The sequence below is a fragment of the Streptomyces sp. NPDC111628 genome, from assembly GCF_055635195.1.
On the sequence record NZ_JBVKBZ010000006.1, the window covers coordinates 464,178 to 484,171 of the forward strand.

Sequence of the window (19,994 nt, forward strand, 5' to 3'; positions counted from 1 at the left end):
GTCACGGCAGGTAGGGAGCGCTTGACGCGCCCTGCTCATACACTGCGGGCATGACCCCCCGCCTGAGCGTCGAGGACCTGACGCTGACCGAGGCGGTCGCCCGCCACGGCTCGGTCGGTGCGGCCGCCAAGGAACTGCTCACCACCCAGCCTTCGGCGTCCCGCCGCCTGTCGGCCCTGGAACGCAGGCTGGGGACCCGCCTGTTCGAGCGCGACACCACGGGCGCCCGGCCCACCCCGGCCGGAAGGGAACTGGCCCGTCGGGCCGCCCGCCTGCTGGCCGAGCTGGACGCGCTGCCCGACCAGGTCCTCGCGGCCACCGACGCCCCCTCCCTGGCCGTGGGCACGATCCAGGCCCTCTCCCCGATCGTGTTCACCGCCCTGGACGCCGAACTGCCCGGGGTGACGGTCCACCCCGGGATCGACCACGGACCGGCGCTGGTCCAGCAGGTCCACGACGGTCTGCTGGACGCCGCGGTCATCACGATCGCCGAGCAGACGAACCTGCCCCGAGGTGTGCAGGGCACCCTCCTCGGAATCTCGCCGCTGATCCTGTTCCTGCCCGAGGGGGCGGCTTCCCCGCGCGCGGGCAAGCGGCCGTTGGCGGGCCGGACCGTGCTGTACTCCACGATCGACCTGTTCGGCGAGACGGTCCGGGCCAGGCTCTCCGCACTCGGCGCCGCCCCACGGCGCGGCCCCACTATCGAGGCCACGCTCCGCATCGCCCGCCACCGCCGGACCCCGGCGCTGGTGCCGCTCCTGGCCGCCCGCTGGTGGGCCCGCGCCGGAGACCGGCTCCTGCCCTCCCCGGTACCGGGCCAGGTCACGCTCTCCCTGCTCACCCGGCCACCCCGGCCCGCCTTCCTGACCGAATCGCTGCCGGGCATCGCCGAGCGGGTCCTCGGAGACGGCCCCGAGGCACCGGGCACGGCCGAGACGAGCTGAGCGCACGTACCGTGGAACACCTGTACGGCAGGATGGCCGCATGATTCGTCACGTGCGCGTCCTGCCGGTGCTGCTGCTGGCCCCGCTGCTGCTCACCGCCTGTGGTTCCGAGAAGGCCGACGCGGCCGGTGCGCCCGGTTCCCCCTCGGCGGCCGCCCCGGCCGCGGCAGCCCCTGACACGGGCGCGGACGAACTCCGGGTCCGCGCCCAGGCGATGGGTGTGGCCCCCGAACTGGTCTACGTCACCGAGGCCCCCGGTTTCACCCTCGCCCAGCAGTCCGTCGGCGTCCTCGGCGACGAAGGCTTCTCCGCCACCTGGGTCTCCGGCGAGACGAACGCGCTGCTGCGCCTCGCCGTCGACCGGGGCACGATCACCGCCGACACCTGCCCCGGGCAGCCCGTCGGCGACATGTCCGGCGAGCACACCACCTGCGAGCGCGACGGCAGGGCCTGGTACCGCACGGGTGCCGGACGCCACGAGTACGCCCTGCCCGAGGACGGTCACGTCGTACGCGTCTCCGCCGAGACGGACGCCGTGCCGCGCGACGTCCTGCGCGCCGCCGCCCTCGCCGCCCACCGTCCCGACGCGGCCGAGACCGACCGTCTCCTGCCCTCCGTCGACCCCGCGCCCGCCACGCCGGTCGAGCGCGGCGACCTGCCCCCGTTCGGCGACGGAGCGCCCGACAACCACGTGGACGTGGGCGGCTGACCCGGTCCGCGGAACGCAGGCTCTAGGCGAGGCTCGGCGGTGCCGTGCTCGCCCGTCGCACCAAGCGGGTCGAGAGTTCCGTGCGGGTGCTCTCCGGGTGGTGGCCGTCCATCATGCGCAACAGCAGGCGCAGCGCGGTGGCCGCCATTTCCGACAGGGGCTGGCGGACCGTGGTCAGCGCGGGAGTGGCCCAGCGCGCCTCGGGCAGATCGTCGAAACCGACCACGCTCACGTCCCGGGGCACGGTCAGGCCCCGCTCGGCCAGCGCTTCGTAGACGCCGAGAGCCATCGCGTCCGAGCAGACGAACACCGACGTCGGAGGGGTGGGCAGGTCCAGCAGTTCGCGCATGCGGCGGCGGGCCGTGGCCCGGTCGAAGCCGGCGTGGCGGACGTACTCGGGACGGTGGCGCACTCCCGCCGCGGCGAGTGCGGATCGGTACCCGGCGACCCGTGCGCCGCTGCACTGCCTGCGCCGCCGGCCGGCGACGACGGCGATGCGTTCGTGGCCGAGGGCCAGCAGATGCTCGGTCGCCGTCACCCCGCCCCGCCAGTTCGCCGCGCCCACGGAGACCACGCCGGGCGGTGGTTCCACGGCCGGGTCGATCAGCACGAAGGGGATGCGGTGCCGCGCCAGCCAGGCGTACTGGGCGGCGGTCAACTCGGCCAGGTTGAACAGGACCCCCGAGGTGCCGCGTACGGCGATCCGGTCGAGCAGGCCGCCCTCGGGCCGGGGCTCCTCGGGGGACCCGGAGCGGGGCCGGTTCAGGTCCGCCGAGACCACGACCTCGAGACCCGCGTCGTACGCCGCCTCCTCCACGCCGTGCAGTACCGCGCCCGACCAGGAGCTCTCCAGGGAGTGCACGACGAGGTCGACCAGCCGGGGCGCCCGTGCGGTGTCGAAACGCGGGCGGCGGACGTAGCCGAGGCGGTCCAGCGCCTCCGCGACGCGGCGCCGGGTCTCGGGGGCCACGTCCTCGCGCCCGTTGACCACCTTGGACGCGGTCGGCACCGAGACTCCCGCCGCCCGGGCCACCACCGCCAGCGTCGGCCCGGCCGACGTGCTCTCACTCGCCGTACGGGCCATCGGTCGACCACCTCTCCGGCCCGTCCGGGCCCGGGATAGAAAGCGCTTCCTATCCTAGGTTCGCCGTGTCACGGCGGGAAGAGCGGGGAGTGGGGGGGTCGGGCGGGCCGGGGACGCGGGGGTGTTCAGGACGGAGTGCAGGTCAGCCGGAAGCCGGTGAACTCCGCCGTGAACGCCCCGTCGACCAGGTCCACGGCATGGATGCCCGCCATCGCGCCGGTGAAGCGCAGCCGGTCGCCGTGGTCGTCGGAGAGCCGACTGAAGTCCAGCACCGGGCCGACCGGGGTACGCGCACCGTCCCGGAGGTACCAGAAACGGGCGTCCGCGTGATCGACCGTCACCCCGAGGGTCAGCGGCACGCCCGGGGCCGCGTCCACCAGGGCCACCCGGCGTGCTCCGTCCCCGGCCCGGTCGACGAGACTCAGCACCGTACGGCCGCCGCCCCGCCACTGCTGGCCACGCTGCCCCTCACCGGCATCTTCCGCCCAGGTCAGGTCGAGCGCGAGGTACGCCTCCGCGTCGTACCGGAGCACGAGCCCCGCCGCCTGGGTGAAGCTGCGCGGCCGGGCGAGGACGGTGACGTGAGCCTCCGCCCGGTGCTCGGTGAGGCGCTGGGCCAGCAGGCTGTAGGCCCACCGGGACTCGGGCCCGTGCCGACCGCGCAGCCGAATGCGTCCCGGCCGGGTCGTCGCGTCGGCCCAGGAGGGGTCGGGCGGCTCGCGCAGGGTGCTCCACGGCCAGGACAACACGCCCGTCGGGACAGCCGGCGGCTGCGGCGCGGTGCGCGTCGGGATCTCGGCCCGGGACGGCGTGGCCGTCGGGGGAGTGGGCGGTCGCGGGGCGGCGGGTGTTGGTGCGTCGGCCTCGAACGGCGTGTGGGTCGGCGGGGTGGGCGGTCGCAGGTCGGTGGGTGTTGGTGCGTCGGATGCGGGCGGTGTGTCCGTCGGGCGAGTGGGCGGTCCCGGGGTGGTGCGCGTGGGCGTGTCGATGCCGGGCGGTGTGTCGGTCGGCGGAGTGGGTGGTCGTGGGGTGGTGGGTGTTGGTGCGTTGGCCTCGGGCGGTATGTCGGTCGGGGGAGTCGGTGTTCCCGGGGCGGTGTGCGTGTGCGTGTCTGTGCCGGGCGGTGTGTCGGGCGGTCCCGGGGCGGCGGGTGCTGGTGCGTCGGACCCGGGCGGTGTGTTCGCCGGGGGAGTGGGCGGTCCCGGGGCGGTGGGTGTCGGGAGCTCGACCTCCACCTCGGGATGTGTGCCGCCCTGGCGCAGCCGGGGCCAGCCGTCGTCGTCCCAGGTCACCCACTGGACGGCGGTCTCGCGGCCGAGGGTGCAGCGCGGGCCGTGCGGGGTGGTGAGCGGGCGGGCGGCGAGGTGACCGAGGACCCAGTGACCGCCGGGTGTCTCCACCAACTCCCCGTGCCCGGCCTTCTGCAACGCCAGTGAGGGGTCGTCCCGGCTGGTCAGCAGCGGCCGGTCGTCGAGTTCGTACGGGCCGGCCCGCGCGGGGGCCCGGGCCACCCGCACCCCGTGCTCGAAGCCCGTGCCGCCCTCCGCGAGCACCAGGTAGTAGCGGTCGCCGCGCCGCAGCAGCTTCGGCCCCTCGACGAGCCGGTCGTGCTGGAGCAGCAGGCGGGTGCCGCCCACCGGTGCGAGCGTCCGTCGGTCCAGCTCGGTCATGACGATCCCGGCGAAACGCCGGCCGCCCGGGCGGTGGTCGTTCTGCAGGTTCAGCAGCCACAGCCGGCCGTCCTCGTGGAAGAGGGCCGGATCGAAACCGTGGCTCGCCACCCGCCGCGGCGCCGTCCACGGCCCCGAGACCTCCGGCGCCGTGCAGACGTACGTGTCCAGGTCGAAGTACGGCGTCCCCACCGAACGGACGACGGCGTACACCACCCAGAACCGCTCCCCGTCCCAGCTCAGCGACGGCGCCCAGACGCCGCCCGAGTCGGGCACCCCGGCCAGCGAACCGCCGGGCGCCGAGCCCTCCACGTGGCCCGCGTACTCCCAGTGGGCCAGGTCCCGGGAGCGGTGGATCGGGATCGTCGGGAACCACTCGAAGGAGCTGGTGGCCACGTAGTACCAGTCCCCGGCCCGCACCAGCGCGGGATCGGGGGCGAACCCCCTGATCACCGGGTTGCGCAGCACCGTCACTTGAGGGCTCCCAGCGTGACCCCCGAACGCCAGTAGCGGCGCATGGCCACCATCATGACGGCCATCGGGACGATGGACAGCAGCGCGCCGGTCAGCACCAGGCTCGTCAGGTCCACGCCCGACTCCAGGCGCTTGCCCGACCAGTTGTACAGGCCGATGTTGAGCGTCCAGTTCTCCTCGCCGCGCAGCACGGTCAGCGGCAGGAAGAAGGCGTTCCAGGTGTTGACGAAGGCGAGCAGGAACACCGTCGCGCCGCCCGTCGTCATCATCCGCAGCACGATGCTGAAGAAGATCCGCAGCTCACCCGCGCCGTCGATGCGCGCCGCCTCCAGCAGTTCGAAGGGGATGGTCGCCTCGGTGTACACCTTGGCCAGATAGACGCTGAACGGATTGATCAGGCACGGGATCAGCATCGCCCACGGGGTGTCGACCAGGCCGATGCGCGAGAACAGCAGATACAGCGGGAGCGTGAGCAGGGCGATCGGGATCAGGAAGGAGCCCACCACGCACGCGAACACCGCGCCGCGGCCCGGGAAGTCGAACCGGGCCAGACCGTATCCCGTGGCCAGCGCGATCAGCGTGCCGCCGAGCGAGCCGACGCCCGCGTACAGCAGCGAGTTGGCCGTCCAGCGCAGGAAGATGCCGTCCTCGTAGGTGAACAGCTGCTCCAGGTTGTCCCACAGGTGCATCCCGGAGAACCACAGGCCGTTGCTCTGGTAGAGCCCCGTGCGGTCCTTGGTCGCGGCGACCAGCAGCCACCACACCGGGAACAGGCTGTAGACACTCGCCATGACCAGCCCGAGGAGCACGAAGCGCTGTCCGCCCCGTCCGCGGGAGGCCGCGTCCGGCCGGGGCAGGCGCCGCACACCCCGGACGGCCGGCCGCCGCGACGTGCCCTTGCGGTCGTCGGTCAGCACCATCAGTCGGCCTCCTTCGAGGTGAACCGGTAGAAGAGGAAGGAGGCCGCGCCGAGGATCAGCGCGAGCAGCACCGACAGGGCGGCGGCGTAGTGGTAGTTGCCGGCGTTGAACGCCTGGTTGTAGATGATCATGATCGGCGTGAAGCTGTCGCTGACCGTCTGGGGGGTGACGTTCCTGAAGAGCGCGGGTTCGTTGAAGATCTGCAGCATCTGGATGATCGACAGCAGACCCGTCAGGACCAGAGCCCCGCGCACGTAGGGGATCTTGATGCTGCGGGCGATCCGGATCTCGGAGGCGCCGTCCAGCCGGGCCGCCTCGAACAGCTCGCGGGGCACGCCCTGGAGCGCCGAGTAGATGATCACCATGTTGTAGCCGATGCCGTGCCAGGTCAGCAGGTTGCCGATGGACGGCCACACCATCGACGGCGCGAAGAAGTTCAGGTCCAGGCCGAAGAGGTCACCGATCGGCGTCAGCGGGCCGACGTCCGGGCTGTACAGGTTGACCCACACGATGGCCGCGACCACCCCGGGAATCATGTACGGCACCAGCAGCAGGATCCGGAACCGGCCGGCCACCCGTGCGGCCAGCGCGTCCAGGAACAGCGCCAGCACCAGGCTGACGAGCAGCATCACCGGGATCTGGACGCAGGCGAACAGCACCACCCGCAGGATGGAGGTCATGAACGCCGAGTCGGTCAGGCCCTGCGTGTAGTTGTCGAGTCCGGCGAACTCGGTGGTCGAGCCCCCGAGTCCGAGGCCGGACTGCTGTTCCACGAACAGCGACTGGTGGACGGCGTAGCCGATCGGCAGCAGGTACAGGAAGGCGAAGCCGAGCTGGAAGGGGACCGTGAAGGCGGCCCCCTTCCAGCGCAGGGAGCGGATCATGGTGTTCAGCCCTTGACGTTGATGCCGCGGGACTTCAGGTCGTCGACCGTCCACTTCTGCATGTGGGCCAGCAGATCGGTCACCTTCTGCTCCTTGCTGACCACCTTCGCCCAGCCCGCCTGCAACTCGGTGAACATCGCGGTCCAGTTGGGCCCGAAGGCCCAGTCGGTGGTGACGGTGCCCAGGCTGTCGGTGACGACCTTCTGAGCGGGCCCGTAGTTCGCCCCCAGCAGCTTTCGGGAGATCGACTCGCCCACGTACGCGTCACTGTCGGCCAGCGCCGGCATCACGCCGTTGCCGGTCTCCGGGCTGGCCATCGTCTTGACGGCGCCCGGGTCCGTGGACATCCACAGCGCCGCCTCGGCCGCCTGCCGCGTGTGCTCGCACTCCTTCGTCACCAGGGTGACGCTGCCGGTCAGGTTGGTGCCCGCGGGCGTCTTGGGCGCCTCGCCCCGGAAGGCGGGCCAGGGGGAGAGGGCCCACTTGCCGAAGGACTTGGAGAAGTTCTGCACCATGCCGGCCATCTGCCAGGTGGAGATCTGCCGGGTCGCGGTGGAGCCGCTGTCGTAGGTGCGCTGCACGGCCGCGTAGTCGGCGAAGGACATCGTGGAGTTGAGGTCGTTGTCGATGATCTCCTGGATCACCTTCGCGGCCTTCAGGGTGCTCTCGTCCTGGAAGTCGACCTTCCAGGCGTCGCCGTCGATGGCGTACCAGTGCGCCCCGGCCTGCATGGCCAGCACCTCCAGGGTGCTCGGGTCCTCACCGGCGAAGTTGGTGATCTCGATGCCGTGCTTCTTCAGTTCCTTGCCCGCGGTGACGAAGTCGGCCCAGGTCGCCGGGGGTTCGATGCCGTACTTGTCGAAGACGTCGGTGCGGTAGATCGTGAAGTTCGGCGAGGAGCTGGTGGGAACGCCGTACAGCTTGCCCTGCACCTGTGCGCTCGCCCACGAGCCGGCGTTGAACCTCTCCTTGTCGGCCCCGACGTACTCGGTGATGTCGGCCAGCGCTCCCTGGGAGACCCAACTGGTCACGTACTCGGCGGTGTTCTGCACCAGGCAGGGCGCGTTGCCCGCCTTGACCGCGTTGGTCAGCTGCTTCTGCATGGTCAGCTGGTCGGTGACCTTCGTGTACTTCAGCTGTACGTCCTTGTGCGAGGCGTTGAAGGCCTTCACGACCGCTTCCTGGCCGTTCGCCCAGCCCCAGAAGGGGAGGGTGACCGGGCCGGAGGCCCCGTCGTCCGAAGAGTCCGAGCCGCCGCAGGCGGAGAGCAGGCCCGCCAGCGCGACACCGGCGACGGCGGCGGAGGCGAGTCTGCTCCGGGGAGAGGTGAGCTTCATGTGACCGTGATCCTTCGGAATCGGGCGTTCTCGGAACGGTGAGGGGGCGGCTCGACGGCCGTCGGCGCACGACGGGGAGCCGGAGAACGGGAGGAAACGGAGGGGAACAGGGGGAAACGGGGGGAATGGGGCTACGGCGGCCGGCGGGACATCGGCACGCGGCTACGGACGACCGGCTGAGCAGAAGCTGAAGCAGAAGCTGTAGTAAGCGGTTGCTGGGACGTTAGGCCCAGCGAAACCCGGATCGCAAGAGGTGTGCGGCGATTGCCGGTGATTGATTGCAGAAAACGTTTACGTAACGCGCGCTAGCCGCGTCGCCGACGCCGGGCCGGCGGTTGTACCGAGTTGCGGACGACGACATGGGTGCCCAGCACCAGGTGCTCGCCCTCGCCGCCGCGCCGCCGTCCCGCGCCTGCCTCGCGCCGGTCGGCCACGGCGCGCAGCGCGACCCGGCCCATCTCCTCGTAGGGCACGTGCACGGTGGTCAGCTGCGGGGTGAGCTGGGAGGCCAGCGGAATGTCGTCGTACCCCACGATCGACACGTCCTCGGGCACCCGCAGACCGGCCGCGCGCAACGCCTGCGCGGCGCCCGCGGCGACCACGTCGGTGCCGGCCAGCACCGCCGTGAACTCCCGCCCGTCGCGCAGAGTGTCCATGACGGCCTCGTACCCGTGCTCGTAGTCGTACGGCCCGTGGCGCACCATCCCCGCCTCGAACGGCACCCCGTAGGCCTCGAAGGCCCGCCGGGCGCCGCGCAGCCTGCCCTGGGCGGTGGTCAGTTCGGCGGGTCCCGGCAGTACCAGGACCTTGCGGTGCCCGGCCGACAGGAGGTGGCTGGCCATCGCGTAGGCGCCGCCCTCGTTGTCGTAGTCGACCGTCGTGGCCGGGATGTCCCCCTCCAGCGGGGGCCTGCCCACCAGCACCAGGTGCGAGCCGGCCGCGTCCAGGGAGCGGGCGAAGCGGGCCATGCGCAGCTGGTACTCGTCGTAGTCGTAGGCGCCGCCGAGCAGTACCACCGCGGCCACGCCCTGCTGGCGCATCGCGTTGACCAGCGCCAGCTCCCGCTCCGGGTCGTCGCCGGTGGTGCCGACCAGGGAGAGCCAGCCCCGCAGGGTGGCGGCGCCCTCCACACCCTTGGCGACATGGGCGAAGGCGGCGCCGGTGATGTTGTTGATGAGGATGGCGACCGTCGGGGTGCCGCCGCCGGCGAGGGAGCGGGCGTGGGCGTTGGTGACGTAGTCCAGGTCCCGGACGACCTTCATCACCCGGCGGCGCAGCTCTTCGGAGACCGGGTAGTTGCCGGACAGCACCCGCGAGACGCTGGCCACGGAGACACCGGCACGTTCTGCCACGTCGCGGATGGTCGCCCGGCCGGCCTCGCCGGTCGCCTTGCGCTGACTCACCGTTGCGACTCCTTCGTGGTGACGGCCCGGTCGCGTCCGCGGCTCCGGTACCGCCCGGCGCGGCTGCGGAAACCGTATCCCATCGTCGTCACGGTGTTCCCGGTCGCGGGGGCACGGCACATCAGGCCACCCGGGCCAGGTCGGCGTGGCGTACCTGGTGCCGCGGTGGCAGGCCCGTGACCAGGCGTTCCAGCTCCTCGACGACGATCCGGCCGAGCCGCTCCAGCTCGGTGCCCTGCGAACCGGCGATGTGCGGGGTGAGGACGACGTTGGGCAGCCGGTAGAGCGCGGAGCCCGCGGGCAGCGGCTCGGGCTCGGTGACGTCGAGGATCGCGTGCAGGCGGCCCGAGACCAGCTCGTCGGTGAGCGCCTCGGGGTCGACCAGGGCGCCCCGCGAGGTGTTGATCAGGACGCCGCCGTCCCGGACGAGGGCGAGCCGCCCCCGGTCGAGCATGCGGTAGGTCTCGGGGATGTCGGGGGCGTGCAGCGTCACGACGTCGCTGCGTCGCAGCAGCTCGTCGAGGGGGAGCGACTCGGCGCCCAGCGCGGCGGCCTCGGCGGGAGTGACGTACGGGTCGTGGAGCAGCACGGTGAAGTCGAACGGGCGGAGCAGTTCCAGGAGCCGGCGGCCCACCCGGGAGGCGCCGATGACGCCGATCCGGCGGCCGACGTTGCCGGTGGCGGCCGTCTCGGCGAGGGGCGGATAGGCGTGCGTGACGCGGAAGCGTTCGCGGTGGGTGAAGGTGTCCTTCCCGGCGAGCAGGATCATCGCCAGGGTGTACTCCGCCACGGGCAGGGCGTTCGCGGTCACCGCGCTGGAGACGGTGATGCCGCGCTCCCACAGGGCCTCGCCGACCAGGGAGCGGACCGAGCCCGCCGCGTGCAGGACGCTGCGCAGCCGGGGGGCGGTGACGAGGAGCCCGTCGTTCAGGCGGGGGCAGCCCCAGCCGGTGACCAGTACCTCGGCACGGGCGAGGGCGTCCGCGACGGCCGGGTCGGCGAAGTCCCGTACGACGACGGCGGGATCGAGGTCGGCGGCCGCGGTCAGCCGAGCCATGAGGGGCGGGGGAAAGAGCAGGGGGAGGTGCACCGGGTCCATCGCGAACACGGTCCTCGGCGGGCGGGCACTGGGCATGGCTCTCCTGAGGCGGGAGGTGTGGGAAACGTTTTCTGAAAGCGCCTTCTACCGTAGGTCCGGCGTGAACGGCCGGTCAATCGCCCGGGGAGCGACGATGAGGTGGGACGGAGCGGCCAGTGTTTTCGAAAGTTGCCCGGCCCCTTGACGTCCGGGGCGTACGGGAACAAGCTCTGGCGCACCGATCGGTAACCGCTTACTACATACCTGCCGGCCATCGGTCCGTCTTCCCCGCGAGGAGTGCCATGCCCCCGTCCCCGTCCCCGTCCCCGTCACGGTCCCTGTCCCGCCGCACCGCTCTCCGGGCGGCCGGTGCCACCGCCCTCGCCGCCGGTCTCTCCCAGGTCACGGCCACTACGGCCGGCGCCGCGGAGCCCTCGGGTGCCCGGCCCCGGCTGGTGACCCATCCCGTGCCGGCCGGCGCCCCGGTCAAGACCGACAGCTTCACCGTCAAGGTCCGTACACCCGGCGGCCGTTGGCAGACGCTCGGCGTGTACCGGCCGACTCTCGCCGAGATCAACCCCACCACCGGCAGCAAGAAGCAGTTCGACTCCTCCCTCGCCCACTTCGACTTCTCCGGCGAGGTCGAGGTCGAGGTGACGTACATCAAGGGCGGCGTGCGGAAGGTGCGGGTGCGGCCGGACTCGTACGGCATCACCCCCGAAGTGCGCGCCGACACGCTCCGTTTCACGCTGGACCGGCCGCGGAAGATCGTCGTCCAGATCAACGACGACCTCTTCGACTGCCTCCACCTGTTCGCCCGCGAGACCGAGAGGAGGCGGCCGAAGGAGGACGACCCCGACGTCCTCCACTTCGGCCCCGGCGTCCACACCACTCCCGACGGCTACCTCGACGTGCCCTCCGGCAAGACCGTCTACCTCCACGGCGGCGCCGTCCTCAAGGCGACCGTCCGCTTCAAGGACGTCCGGGACGCCCGGCTCGCCGGCCGTGGCCTGCTCGCCGGGACCACGGCGGGCGGCGTCCTCGTCGAGGGCTCGACCGACATCTCCATCGACGGCGTCACCATGCTCAACCCCAACGGCTACGCCGTCCAGGTCGGCCAGTCCGCCCACGTCTCCATCACGGACATGGCGGCCTTCAGCTCCAAGGGCTGGGGCGACGGCATCGACGTCTTCTCCAGCAGCCACGTCACGATCGACGGCGTCTTCATGCGCAACTCCGACGACTGCGTCGCCATCTACACCCACCGCTGGGAGTACTACGGCGACACGAGAAACATCACCGTGCGCGACTCCACCCTCTGGGCCGACGTCGCCCACCCCGTCAACGTGGGCACGCACGGCAACACCGACCACCCCGAGGTCCTGGAGAACCTCCTCTTCCAGAACCTCGACATCTGCGACCACCGCGAACCCCAGATGGGTTACCAGGGCTGCATCGCCCTCAACACCGGCGACAGCAACCTGATCAGGAACGTGAAGGTCGACGGCGTCCGCGTCGAGGACTTCCGCTGGGGCCAGCTCATCCACATGCGGGTCATGTACAACACGAAGTACAACACCTCGGTCGGCCGCGGCATCGAGAACGTCTACGTCAAGGACCTCTCCTACACCGGCAAACCCCTCGCGACCTGCATGCTGCTCGGCTACGACGCCGACCACCCGGTCAAGGACGTCACGTTCGAGAACCTCGTCGTCAACGGCCAGGTCATCGCCGACTCGATGCGCAAACCGGGCTGGTACCTCACCACCGACTTCGTGCCCATGCACGCCAACGAGCACGTGACGAACCTGAGGTTCCTCACCACCGCCGAGGCAGAGGCGGCCGCCGCGTCATGAGCATCCCGGCGACCAGCCGCCGCGGCTTCCTCGGCGGCGCCGCGACCCTGCTGCTGACGTCCGGTGCGAGCGGACTGCTCGCACCGGGACCGGCCCGGGCCGCGGGCGGGGAGAGCCGGACCCTCCCCGGCTCCCCGTGCCCCTTCACCCACCCCGGCCTGCTGCACACCGCCGAGGACCTCGCCCGCATGAAGTCCGCCGTCGCCGCCCACGAGGCCCCCGTCCACGACGGCTACCTCGCCTTCGCGGCCCACGCCCGCTCGCAGGCGACGTACACCATCCGCAACACCGGGCAGGTCACCTCCTGGGGGCGCGGCCCCGGCGACCACATGAACGAGGCCGTCGCCGACTCGGCCGCCGCCTACCAGAACGCCCTGATGTGGTGCGTCACCGGCCTGCGGGCGCACGCGGACAAGGCCCGCGACATCCTCGACGCCTGGTCCGCGTCCCTGACGACGATCACCGGCGCCGACGGGCCGCTCGGCGCCGGACTCCAGGCCTTCAAGTTCGTCAACGCGGCCGAACTCCTGCGCCACAGCGGCTACGACGGCTGGGCGGACGCGGACCTCGCCCGCTGTGAGCGGTCCTTCCTGGACGTCTGGTACCCCGCGGTCTCCGGCTACATGCTCTACGCCAACGGCAACTGGGACCTGACGGCCGTCCAGTCGATCCTGGCCATCGGCGTCTTCTGCGAGGAACGCACCCTCTTCGAGGACGCCCTGCGCTTCGCCGCCGCCGGCGCGGGCAACGGCAGCGTCCCGCACCGCGTCGTCTCCGCCACCGGCCAGGGCCAGGAGTCCGGCCGCGACCAGGGCCACGAGCAGCTGGCCGTCGGCCTGACGGGCGACGCCGCCCAGGTCGCCTGGAACCAGGGCGTCGACCTGTGGGGCTTCGACGGCAACCGCATCCTCGCCAACGCCGAGTACGCCGCCCGCTACAACCTCGGCGACGACGCCCCGTTCACCCCCGACCTCGACCGCACCGGCAAGTACCTCAAGACGACCGTCTCCGCCAAGGCCCGCGGCAACCTGCCCCCGGCCTACGAGATGTACTACGCCCACTACGCCGGTGTCCGCGGCCTCGACGCCCCGCACACGAGGGCCGCCGTCTTCCGCGGCGCCGACGGCACCCGCGCCGTCGAGGGCGCCAACGACGACCTGCCCGGCTTCGGCACCCTCGCCTACGCCGGAGCCAGGCCCCCGGCACCTACCGCTCCCGCGGCTCCCGCAGGCGTCACCGCGGTGGGCGCCGACGGCGCGATCGGCGTCGCCTGGTTGCCGTCCGCCTGGGCGTCGACGTACACCGTCCGCCGGGCCGGCCGCCCCGAGGGCCCCTACCAGGAGATCGCCGCCGGACTGACCGAAGCGTCGTACACGGACTCCGGCGTGCGCCGTCACCCCGGGCGGACGTACTACTACACGGTCACCGCCTCGGGCGACCACGGCACCGGCCCCGACTCGGCCCCCGCCGCCGCGACGGCCGGTCTTCCGGCCCCCTGGTCCTCCCGCGACCTCGGCGACGCGCGGATCCCCGGCTCCGCCGCCTTCGACGGCGAGCGCTTCTTCCTGGAGGCGAGCGGCACCGCCGACACCTACCGGCTCGTCCACCTGCCGCTGCGCGGAGACGGCACCGTCACCGCCCGGATCGTGTTCCCGCTCAGCTCGCAGTACGCCAAGACCGGCGTCACCCTCCGCGACTCGCTCGACCCGGCCGCCCCGCACGCCTCGATGCTGATCCAGGGCCTGCCCCTGCACACCTGGAGCGGTGTATGGACCGTACGCCCGAGAACCGGCGCCGCCGTCTCCGCGACCGGCGCGACACCCGTACCGCCGGCCCAACAGCGCGCGATCACGGTCGACGCGTCCTTCCCGATCTCCGACCTCGGCGCGCTGCCCGAGTCGGCGACACCCATCGAGGCCCCGTACGTCGAGGGCGCGGGCGACGGCTACCGGCTGCGGGCACCCTACTGGGTCCGCCTCACCCGCAGGGGCCGCCGCTGCACCGGGGCGATCTCCCCGGACGGCGTCCACTGGACCGAGGTCGGCAGCACCGAGGTCGACCTCGGCCGCACCGCGTACGCCGGTCTCGTCCTCACCTCCTGCCTGGGCGTCGACGAGGAGTACGCCGAAACCGGCACCGGCGCCTTCGACAACGTCACCGTCCGGTCCACGACCGGCGGCGAGGTCTGGTCGGTGCCCCGGCCCGCCCGCGCCCCGGGCGGCCCCCACGCCACCACCGGTGCCGACGCCGTCGAACTGGCCTGGACCGACCCGGACCCCGCCGCCCGGTTCACCGTGCTGCGCGCCCCGGCCGCCGACGGCCCCTTCCGGCCGATCGCCCACGACGTCGGTCCCGTCGGCTTCGGCACCCGGGTGCGGTACAGCGACCCGACCGGCAGGCCCGGGACGACCTACCACTACGCCCTCGCGAAGACCAACCGCGCCGGACGCGGCCCGCGCTCCGCACCGGCGTCCGCCCGCATGCCGCACCCGGCGACGCCCCGACTCACCTCTCCGGCCGACGCGTTCGCCACCACGGGCGTCCCCTTCCAGCACCTCCTGCGCGCCGCGCACGAGCCGGTACGGTTCACCGCCACCGGTCTCCCCGACGGCCTGCGCCTCGACCCACGCACCGGCCTGATCACCGGCACCCCCACCACCACCGGCGCGTTCACGCTCCGCACGACGGCGGCCAACGCGACCGGCACCGGAGCGGCCGTCCTCCGCCTCACCGTCACGACGCCGCCGCCCGCCCCCTGGACCTACGGCGACCTGGGCGACGTCATCCGGGACGACCGCGCCCACGCGACCCTGGGCGTGGCCGCCGTCCGCACACCCGGCAGCACCTCCCACGAGGACGGGACCTTCGTGGTGCGCGGCGCGGGCACGGACCTGAACGTCAACAACCAGGGCATGACCGGCCAGTTCGTACGGCGCACCGTCACCGGCGACTGCGAGGTCACCGCCCGGCTGGTCTCCCGTACCGGCGCTTCCGCCGACCGGGTGGGCCTGCTGATGACCAAGTCCCTGTCGCCGTTCGACCAGGCGGCCGGGGCGATCGTCACCGGCGGCACGCAGGCCCAGTTGATGCTCCGTCCGACGGTGGCCGGAAAGTCGTCCTTCACCGGCGGCGCCGCGGTCACGACCCCCTGCCTGCTCCGCCTCGCCCGTACCGGCACCACCTTCACCGCCCACGCCTCCACCGACGACGGCGCCACCTGGACCACGCTCGCCTCCGGCGAGGTCCCCGGGTTCGGAGACGCCCCCTACCACGTGGGCCTGGTCGTCTGCTCCCGCAGCCCGCTGGCCCGCTGCACCACAAGGTTCGACGGGGTGAGCGTCACCCCGAGCTGACCCAGCAGCCCCTGTTGACAGTTCCACCCCACGGAACGGAGACCCACCATGAGCCGCACCTCCCCCCACCGGCGCCCCGGCAGAATGCCGGAGCCGAGCCGCCGCGGTCTGCTGAAGGCCGCCGGCGGTCTCACCGCCGCCGTCGCGGTCGGCGCCTCCGCCACGGCCCTCACCGGCAACGAGGCCGGGGCGGCACCGGCCGCCTTCACCCACCCGGGCATGCTGCACGCCTACGGCGAACTCAACCGCGCCAAGGTGCGGGTCGCCGCGGGCGACGACCCGTGGCTCTCCGGCTGGAACCGGCTGACCGCCAACGGACACTCCGCCGCCACCTGGACCCCCCGACCCCAGGCCACGGTCGTCCGCGGCGGCACCGGCCAGAACTACACCCTGCTCTACAACGACATCCACGCCGCCTACCAGAACGCCCTGCGCTGGAAGATCGCCGGCACCGCCGCCAACGGCGACTGCGCCGTCCGCATCCTCAACGCCTGGTCGTCCACGCTCACCGAGGTAACCGGCAACGCCGACCGCTATCTCGCGGCCGGGATCTACGGCTACCAGTTCGCCAACGCCGCCGAACTCCTGCGCGACCACCCCGGCTTCGACCTCGACCGCTTCAAGGAGATGATGCTGAACGTCTTCTACCCGCTCAACAACCGGTTCCTGAACGAGCACAACGACGCCTGCATCACGAACTACTGGGCGAACTGGGACCTGTGCACCATGAACTCGATCCTCGCGATCGGCATCCTCTGCGACGACGCCGCGAAGTACGACCAAGCGGTCGACTACTTCAAGAACGGCGCCGGGAACGGCTCCGTCCGGCACGCCGTCCCCTTCCTCCACGACGCCGACGGCTACGCGCTCGGCCAGTGGCAGGAGTCCGGCCGCGACCAGGGGCACACCGTGATGGGCATGGGCCTGATGGGCGCCTTCTGCGAGACGGCCTGGTCCCAGGGCGACGACCTGTACGGCTACGACGACAACCGGTTCATGAAGGCCGCCCAGTACGTCGCCAAGTACAACCTGGGCCAGGACGTCCCCTTCACCACGTACACCTGGGGCACCGGCCAGAACTGCGCCCAGCGGTCCCAGACCGTCGTCTCGGCGGCGAGCCGGGGCCAGGCCAGGCCGGTGTGGGACACCCTCTGGTACCACTACGGCCGCCGACGCGGTATGGACGTGCCCTACATCAGGGCGATGGCGGAGAGCGTCCGCCCCGAGGGCGGGGGCGGCGACTACGGCTCCAACAGCGGCGGCTTCGACCAGCTCGGCTTCGGCACCCTGATGTACGCGAAGTGACGCACCGGCACCCTGGCGGAGGGTGACGGCGCCACTACGCCGTGAAGGCCGCCACCGTGTCCAGCCCGGCCTGCCGCAGCGTCCGGTGGACGGCCGGGCGGGCACCCCGCACGGTGAGGGCGACCGGCTCCGGCGTGCGGGTCACCGTCCGCAGCAGCGCGTAGGCGCAGGCCAAATCGATATGGTCCAGACCGGTCATGTCCAGGGTCCACGATCCCGGCTCCCGCAGCCGCGGATCGAGGAGCAGCTCCTCCAGCACGCCCAGGGCGGGCGCGTCCAGGTCCCCGGAGAAGGCCAGCACCGCGTGCTGCCCGTCGGCCTCGGCGATCCTTACGGGTGCGTCCGTCACGGCAGCCTCCTCGGTCGCGCATCGCGTGCGTGGTCTCCATTGTCCCCCAGCCGTGGCGACGGGGGCCTCCCGGAATAGATCCCCGGTCACGTGGCGCTATGCCTTGAGCGGTACGAGAGTGCGGCGAAGGGCTGGTGGGCGCATGCGGTCAGGCCAGACGAACCCCGTGGTCGGGACGGTCCACGGCGCGGTACGCGGCAGGTACGAGCACGGAGTCGCCGTCTTCCGGGGCATCCCCTACGCGGCGCCCCCCTTCGGACCGCGCCGGTTCCGCCCGCCCGTACCCCCCGAGCCCTGGGACGGCGTCCGAGACGCGGGGTCCTTCGGCCCCACCGCCCCGAAACCGCCGTACTCCGAGGCCTTCGCCCGCTACCTCTCCGACCCGGCGATCCCCGGCGACGACTGCCTCAACCTCAACGTCTGGACCCCCGAACCCGGCCCCGGCGCCCGCCTGCCGGTCCTCGTCTGGCTGCACGGCGGCGCCCTGACCAGGGGCTCCTCCGCCGTACCGGTCTACGACGGCCACACCTTCGCGCGCGACGGCGTCGTCTGCGTGTCGATCAACTACCGACTGGGTGTGGAGGGCTACGGACTGTTCCCCGACGCCCCCGCCAACGCCGGCCTGCGCGACCAGATCGCCGCCCTCCAGTGGGTGCGGGACAACATCGCGGCCTTCGGCGGCGACCCCGACCGGGTCACCGTCGCCGGTCAGTCCGCGGGTGCCATCAGCACCGGCGCGCTCCTCGCCGCACCCCGGGCCCAGGGACTGTTCCGGCGGGCCGTGCTCCAGAGCGGCGCACCCGAGGCCACCGACCGCGACAAGGTACGGCGCATGGTCCGTCGCATGGCCTCCCGCCTGAAGATCCCCGCCACCGCCGAGGCCTTCGCCACCGCCGACCGCGACCAGCTGCTGCGCGCCCAGGCCGAGGTCGGCCGCTTCAGCAGCCCCGTACTCGGCGGCCCCGGCTTCGGCCTCGTCGTCGACGGCGACGTACTGCCCCGCGACCCGCTGCAGGCGCTCCTCGACGGCGACGTGGCACCGGGCGTCGACCTCATGATGGGCTGGACCCGCGACGAGTACCGGCTCTGGCTGGTCCCCGGCGGCCTCGTCGAACGCGTCGACCGACTCGGCGCGGTGGCCCTCGCGGGAGCCCGCGCCCGTTGCCACTGCGGCAACGAGGTGGTCCGCGGCTACCGCACGCTGCGCCCCGACGCGGGGGCCGCCGAGACCGTGGGCCAGCTCGTCACCGACCACCTGCTCCGCATCCCGATGCACCGCGTGGCCGACGCGCGGCCCGGCTCCTCGCACCTCTACGAGTTCGCCTGGCCGTCCAACCTCCCCGACCTCGGCGCCTGCCACGCCCTGGAACTGGGCTTCGTCTTCGACTCCGGCGACGGTCCCGACGCACGCAGGCTCGCGGGCGAGGGCGCGCCGCAGGCCCTGGCCGACGCCATGCACGGGGTGTGGGTGCGGTTCGCCGAGTCCGGAGACCCCGGCTGGGAGTCCTGGGACGCCACCCACCCCGTGCGGGTCTTCGGAGACGGCGACCCGCGTACGGCCCACGGCCCGCTGGACGCCGAGTACGACCTGTGGAAGGCCGACGTCAGCTCGCCTCGTACGCCCCGAGGAACGCGCCCCAGGCGCCTGGTCCGACGGTGACGTGTCCCTGCGGGGCTTTGGAGTCGCGGATGTGGATGGCGGTGCCTTCTTGGGCGACCTCGACGCACTCGCCGCCTTCGCTGCCGCTGTAACTCGACTTGAACCACTCAAGCGCGGTGCCGCTACTCATGCTTCTCCCAGGAGACGGTCCAACAGGTCCTTCGTATCCTCGGTGTTGAGGGCCTGCGTCCGCAGCATCGCATACTTCTGAGTGAGGATTCCCACCCCGTCCGGATCAGCGATCAGCTGGCTGCCACGGTGCGTTTCCATATACGCGAGCCGCTGGTAGTCGGGTGTTTCCAAGAGGACGAAGGGGCCGTCCAGTCCCGCGTGCGAGGTGCGGCCGAGCGGCATGATCTGGAGGGTGATGCCCGGCACATCCGCACACTCGCGCAGCTTCCGCACCTGCTGCGTGTGGACATCCCGACCCCCCAGGTGGTCCCTCAGTACCGCTTCCCAGATGACGAAGCTGGTGGTGGGCGGCACCTTGCGGTGCAGGATCTCCTGGCGCTCCATACGCCGTGCCGCCAACTGCTCGATCTCGTCCGCAGCGTAGACAGGCACCCGACTGCGGAAGACGGCGCGGGCGTACTCCTCGGTCTGGAGCTGCCCAGGTACGGCCAGACTCGCGTAGACGGAGATGGCGATCGCTTCCTTCTCCCGATCCAGGTATTCCTCCGCCCAGAGCGGCACGAGGTCGACCTCTGGCATTTTGCTCAAGGCAACCGACAACGCCCCCTTGGTCCCCAGGAGTTCGTCGAGCTGCTCGGCGAGATCCGGTTTCAGTGGGCGGCGGCCCTGTTCGATCGAGGCGATCTGCTGCTCGCCGATGACGAAGCGCTCGCCCAGGGACCGTTGGGTGTGCCCCGCCGCCTGCCGGTAGAGGGCGACCAGCGCGCCCACCATCTTCATCGCGGAGGCGTTCCTCCGTGTCGTCGTGCTCATGAGGTCGAACTCCCCACCCACGC

At 72.1% G+C, this 19,994-nt stretch carries 16 protein-coding genes; 6 read left to right on the plus strand and 10 right to left on the minus strand.

Features of this window, described 5'->3' with window-relative positions; all coding sequences use genetic code 11:
* The first annotated feature begins 50 nt into the window (after window positions 1-50).
* Together ACZ7MF_RS31500 and ACZ7MF_RS31505 are read left to right on the plus strand one after the other, a co-directional pair.
* Window positions 51-944 carry a LysR family transcriptional regulator gene (locus tag ACZ7MF_RS31500; protein ID WP_471481660.1) on the plus strand — a complete coding sequence of 298 codons (894 nt, stop codon included), beginning with the start codon at window positions 51-53 and terminating at the stop codon, window positions 942-944.
* Window positions 945-984: 40 nt separating this feature from the next.
* Window positions 985-1,653 carry a hypothetical protein gene (locus tag ACZ7MF_RS31505; protein WP_471481661.1) on the plus strand — a complete coding sequence of 223 codons (669 nt, stop codon included), beginning with the start codon at window positions 985-987 and terminating at the stop codon, window positions 1,651-1,653.
* Between the two features lie 22 nt (window positions 1,654-1,675).
* Here the strand turns inward: ACZ7MF_RS31505 and ACZ7MF_RS31510 are convergent, their stop codons facing one another.
* The 7 genes from ACZ7MF_RS31510 to ACZ7MF_RS31540 form a co-directional block, all read right to left on the minus strand.
* On the minus strand, window positions 1,676-2,737 hold the full coding sequence (locus tag ACZ7MF_RS31510; protein WP_471481662.1) for a LacI family DNA-binding transcriptional regulator: 1,062 nt from the start codon (window positions 2,735-2,737) through the stop codon (window positions 1,676-1,678).
* Window positions 2,738-2,862: 125 nt separating this feature from the next.
* Window positions 2,863-4,881, minus strand: coding sequence for a glycoside hydrolase family 43 protein (locus ACZ7MF_RS31515; RefSeq protein WP_471481663.1), 2,019 nt, complete (start codon window positions 4,879-4,881; stop codon window positions 2,863-2,865).
* Window positions 4,878-5,801, minus strand: a complete 924-nt coding sequence (locus tag ACZ7MF_RS31520; RefSeq protein WP_356856921.1) for a carbohydrate ABC transporter permease — start codon at window positions 5,799-5,801, stop codon at window positions 4,878-4,880. Before ACZ7MF_RS31520 ends, ACZ7MF_RS31515 begins: the two co-directional genes overlap by 4 nt.
* A complete protein-coding gene (locus tag ACZ7MF_RS31525) occupies window positions 5,801-6,685 on the minus strand; it encodes a carbohydrate ABC transporter permease (RefSeq protein WP_471481664.1) in 885 nt (294 codons plus the stop codon). Before ACZ7MF_RS31525 ends, ACZ7MF_RS31520 begins: the two co-directional genes overlap by 1 nt.
* A 5-nt stretch (window positions 6,686-6,690) precedes the next feature.
* Window positions 6,691-8,022 carry an ABC transporter substrate-binding protein gene (locus ACZ7MF_RS31530; RefSeq protein WP_471481665.1) on the minus strand — a complete coding sequence of 444 codons (1,332 nt, stop codon included), beginning with the start codon at window positions 8,020-8,022 and terminating at the stop codon, window positions 6,691-6,693.
* 305 nt (window positions 8,023-8,327) lie between these two features.
* The gene (locus ACZ7MF_RS31535; protein WP_356856915.1) at window positions 8,328-9,425 is read right to left on the minus strand and encodes a LacI family DNA-binding transcriptional regulator; all 1,098 of its coding nucleotides are present in this window, start codon (window positions 9,423-9,425) and stop codon (window positions 8,328-8,330) included.
* Between the two features lie 121 nt (window positions 9,426-9,546).
* The gene (locus ACZ7MF_RS31540) at window positions 9,547-10,560 is read right to left on the minus strand and encodes a hydroxyacid dehydrogenase (protein WP_471481666.1); all 1,014 of its coding nucleotides are present in this window, start codon (window positions 10,558-10,560) and stop codon (window positions 9,547-9,549) included.
* A gap of 245 nt (window positions 10,561-10,805) precedes the next feature.
* On the opposite strand from ACZ7MF_RS31540, the gene ACZ7MF_RS31545 reads away from it, so the two are divergent.
* From ACZ7MF_RS31545 to ACZ7MF_RS31555, 3 genes are read left to right on the plus strand one after another with little or no spacing between them, the layout of a single operon-like run.
* Window positions 10,806-12,359, plus strand: a complete 1,554-nt coding sequence (locus tag ACZ7MF_RS31545) for a glycosyl hydrolase family 28 protein (RefSeq protein WP_471481667.1) — start codon at window positions 10,806-10,808, stop codon at window positions 12,357-12,359.
* A complete protein-coding gene (locus tag ACZ7MF_RS31550) occupies window positions 12,356-15,712 on the plus strand; it encodes an alginate lyase family protein (protein WP_471481668.1) in 3,357 nt (1,118 codons plus the stop codon). The genes ACZ7MF_RS31545 and ACZ7MF_RS31550 overlap by 4 nt, the downstream gene beginning before the upstream one ends.
* A 48-nt stretch (window positions 15,713-15,760) precedes the next feature.
* Window positions 15,761-17,017, plus strand: coding sequence for an alginate lyase family protein (locus tag ACZ7MF_RS31555; RefSeq protein WP_471481669.1), 1,257 nt, complete (start codon window positions 15,761-15,763; stop codon window positions 17,015-17,017).
* 34 nt (window positions 17,018-17,051) lie between these two features.
* Here the strand turns inward: ACZ7MF_RS31555 and ACZ7MF_RS31560 are convergent, their stop codons facing one another.
* Window positions 17,052-17,366: an STAS domain-containing protein gene (locus tag ACZ7MF_RS31560; RefSeq protein ID WP_471481670.1), complete on the minus strand. Its 315-nt coding sequence runs from the start codon at window positions 17,364-17,366 to the stop codon at window positions 17,052-17,054.
* 142 nt (window positions 17,367-17,508) lie between these two features.
* Here ACZ7MF_RS31560 and ACZ7MF_RS31565 point away from each other — a divergent pair, with 142 nt between their 5' ends.
* Window positions 17,509-19,026: a carboxylesterase/lipase family protein gene (locus tag ACZ7MF_RS31565; RefSeq protein ID WP_471481671.1), complete on the plus strand. Its 1,518-nt coding sequence runs from the start codon at window positions 17,509-17,511 to the stop codon at window positions 19,024-19,026.
* Here the strand turns inward: ACZ7MF_RS31565 and ACZ7MF_RS31570 are convergent.
* Together ACZ7MF_RS31570 and ACZ7MF_RS31575 are read right to left on the minus strand one after the other, a co-directional pair.
* The gene (locus ACZ7MF_RS31570; protein WP_471481672.1) at window positions 18,971-19,156 is read right to left on the minus strand and encodes a DUF397 domain-containing protein; all 186 of its coding nucleotides are present in this window, start codon (window positions 19,154-19,156) and stop codon (window positions 18,971-18,973) included. The two genes, ACZ7MF_RS31565 and ACZ7MF_RS31570, sit on opposite strands and share 56 nt — an antisense overlap.
* Complete coding sequence (locus tag ACZ7MF_RS31575; protein ID WP_471481673.1) at window positions 19,153-19,971, minus strand: helix-turn-helix domain-containing protein; 819 nt, start codon at window positions 19,969-19,971, stop codon at window positions 19,153-19,155. Before ACZ7MF_RS31575 ends, ACZ7MF_RS31570 begins: the two co-directional genes overlap by 4 nt.
* Between the last annotated feature and the right edge of the window lie 23 nt (window positions 19,972-19,994).

Excerpts from the sequence above, each read along its gene's own strand:
- ACZ7MF_RS31575 (WP_471481673.1), bottom strand. The coding sequence starts at position 19,971 with ATGAGCACGACGACACGGAGGAACGCCTCCGCGATGAAGATGGTGGGC.
- ACZ7MF_RS31510 (WP_471481662.1), bottom strand. The coding sequence starts at position 2,737 with ATGGCCCGTACGGCGAGTGAGAGCACGTCGGCCGGGCCGACGCTGGCG.
- ACZ7MF_RS31570 (WP_471481672.1), bottom strand. The coding sequence starts at position 19,156 with ATGAGTAGCGGCACCGCGCTTGAGTGGTTCAAGTCGAGTTACAGCGGC.
- ACZ7MF_RS31565 (WP_471481671.1), top strand. The coding sequence starts at position 17,509 with ATGCGGTCAGGCCAGACGAACCCCGTGGTCGGGACGGTCCACGGCGCG.
- ACZ7MF_RS31530 (WP_471481665.1), bottom strand. The coding sequence starts at position 8,022 with ATGAAGCTCACCTCTCCCCGGAGCAGACTCGCCTCCGCCGCCGTCGCC.
- ACZ7MF_RS31525 (WP_471481664.1), bottom strand. The coding sequence starts at position 6,685 with ATGATCCGCTCCCTGCGCTGGAAGGGGGCCGCCTTCACGGTCCCCTTC.
- ACZ7MF_RS31555 (WP_471481669.1), top strand. The coding sequence starts at position 15,761 with ATGAGCCGCACCTCCCCCCACCGGCGCCCCGGCAGAATGCCGGAGCCG.
- ACZ7MF_RS31500 (WP_471481660.1), top strand. The coding sequence starts at position 51 with ATGACCCCCCGCCTGAGCGTCGAGGACCTGACGCTGACCGAGGCGGTC.
- ACZ7MF_RS31545 (WP_471481667.1), top strand. The coding sequence starts at position 10,806 with ATGCCCCCGTCCCCGTCCCCGTCCCCGTCACGGTCCCTGTCCCGCCGC.
- ACZ7MF_RS31550 (WP_471481668.1), top strand. The coding sequence starts at position 12,356 with ATGAGCATCCCGGCGACCAGCCGCCGCGGCTTCCTCGGCGGCGCCGCG.
- ACZ7MF_RS31505 (WP_471481661.1), top strand. The coding sequence starts at position 985 with ATGATTCGTCACGTGCGCGTCCTGCCGGTGCTGCTGCTGGCCCCGCTG.
- ACZ7MF_RS31540 (WP_471481666.1), bottom strand. The coding sequence starts at position 10,560 with ATGCCCAGTGCCCGCCCGCCGAGGACCGTGTTCGCGATGGACCCGGTG.
- ACZ7MF_RS31520 (WP_356856921.1), bottom strand. The coding sequence starts at position 5,801 with ATGGTGCTGACCGACGACCGCAAGGGCACGTCGCGGCGGCCGGCCGTC.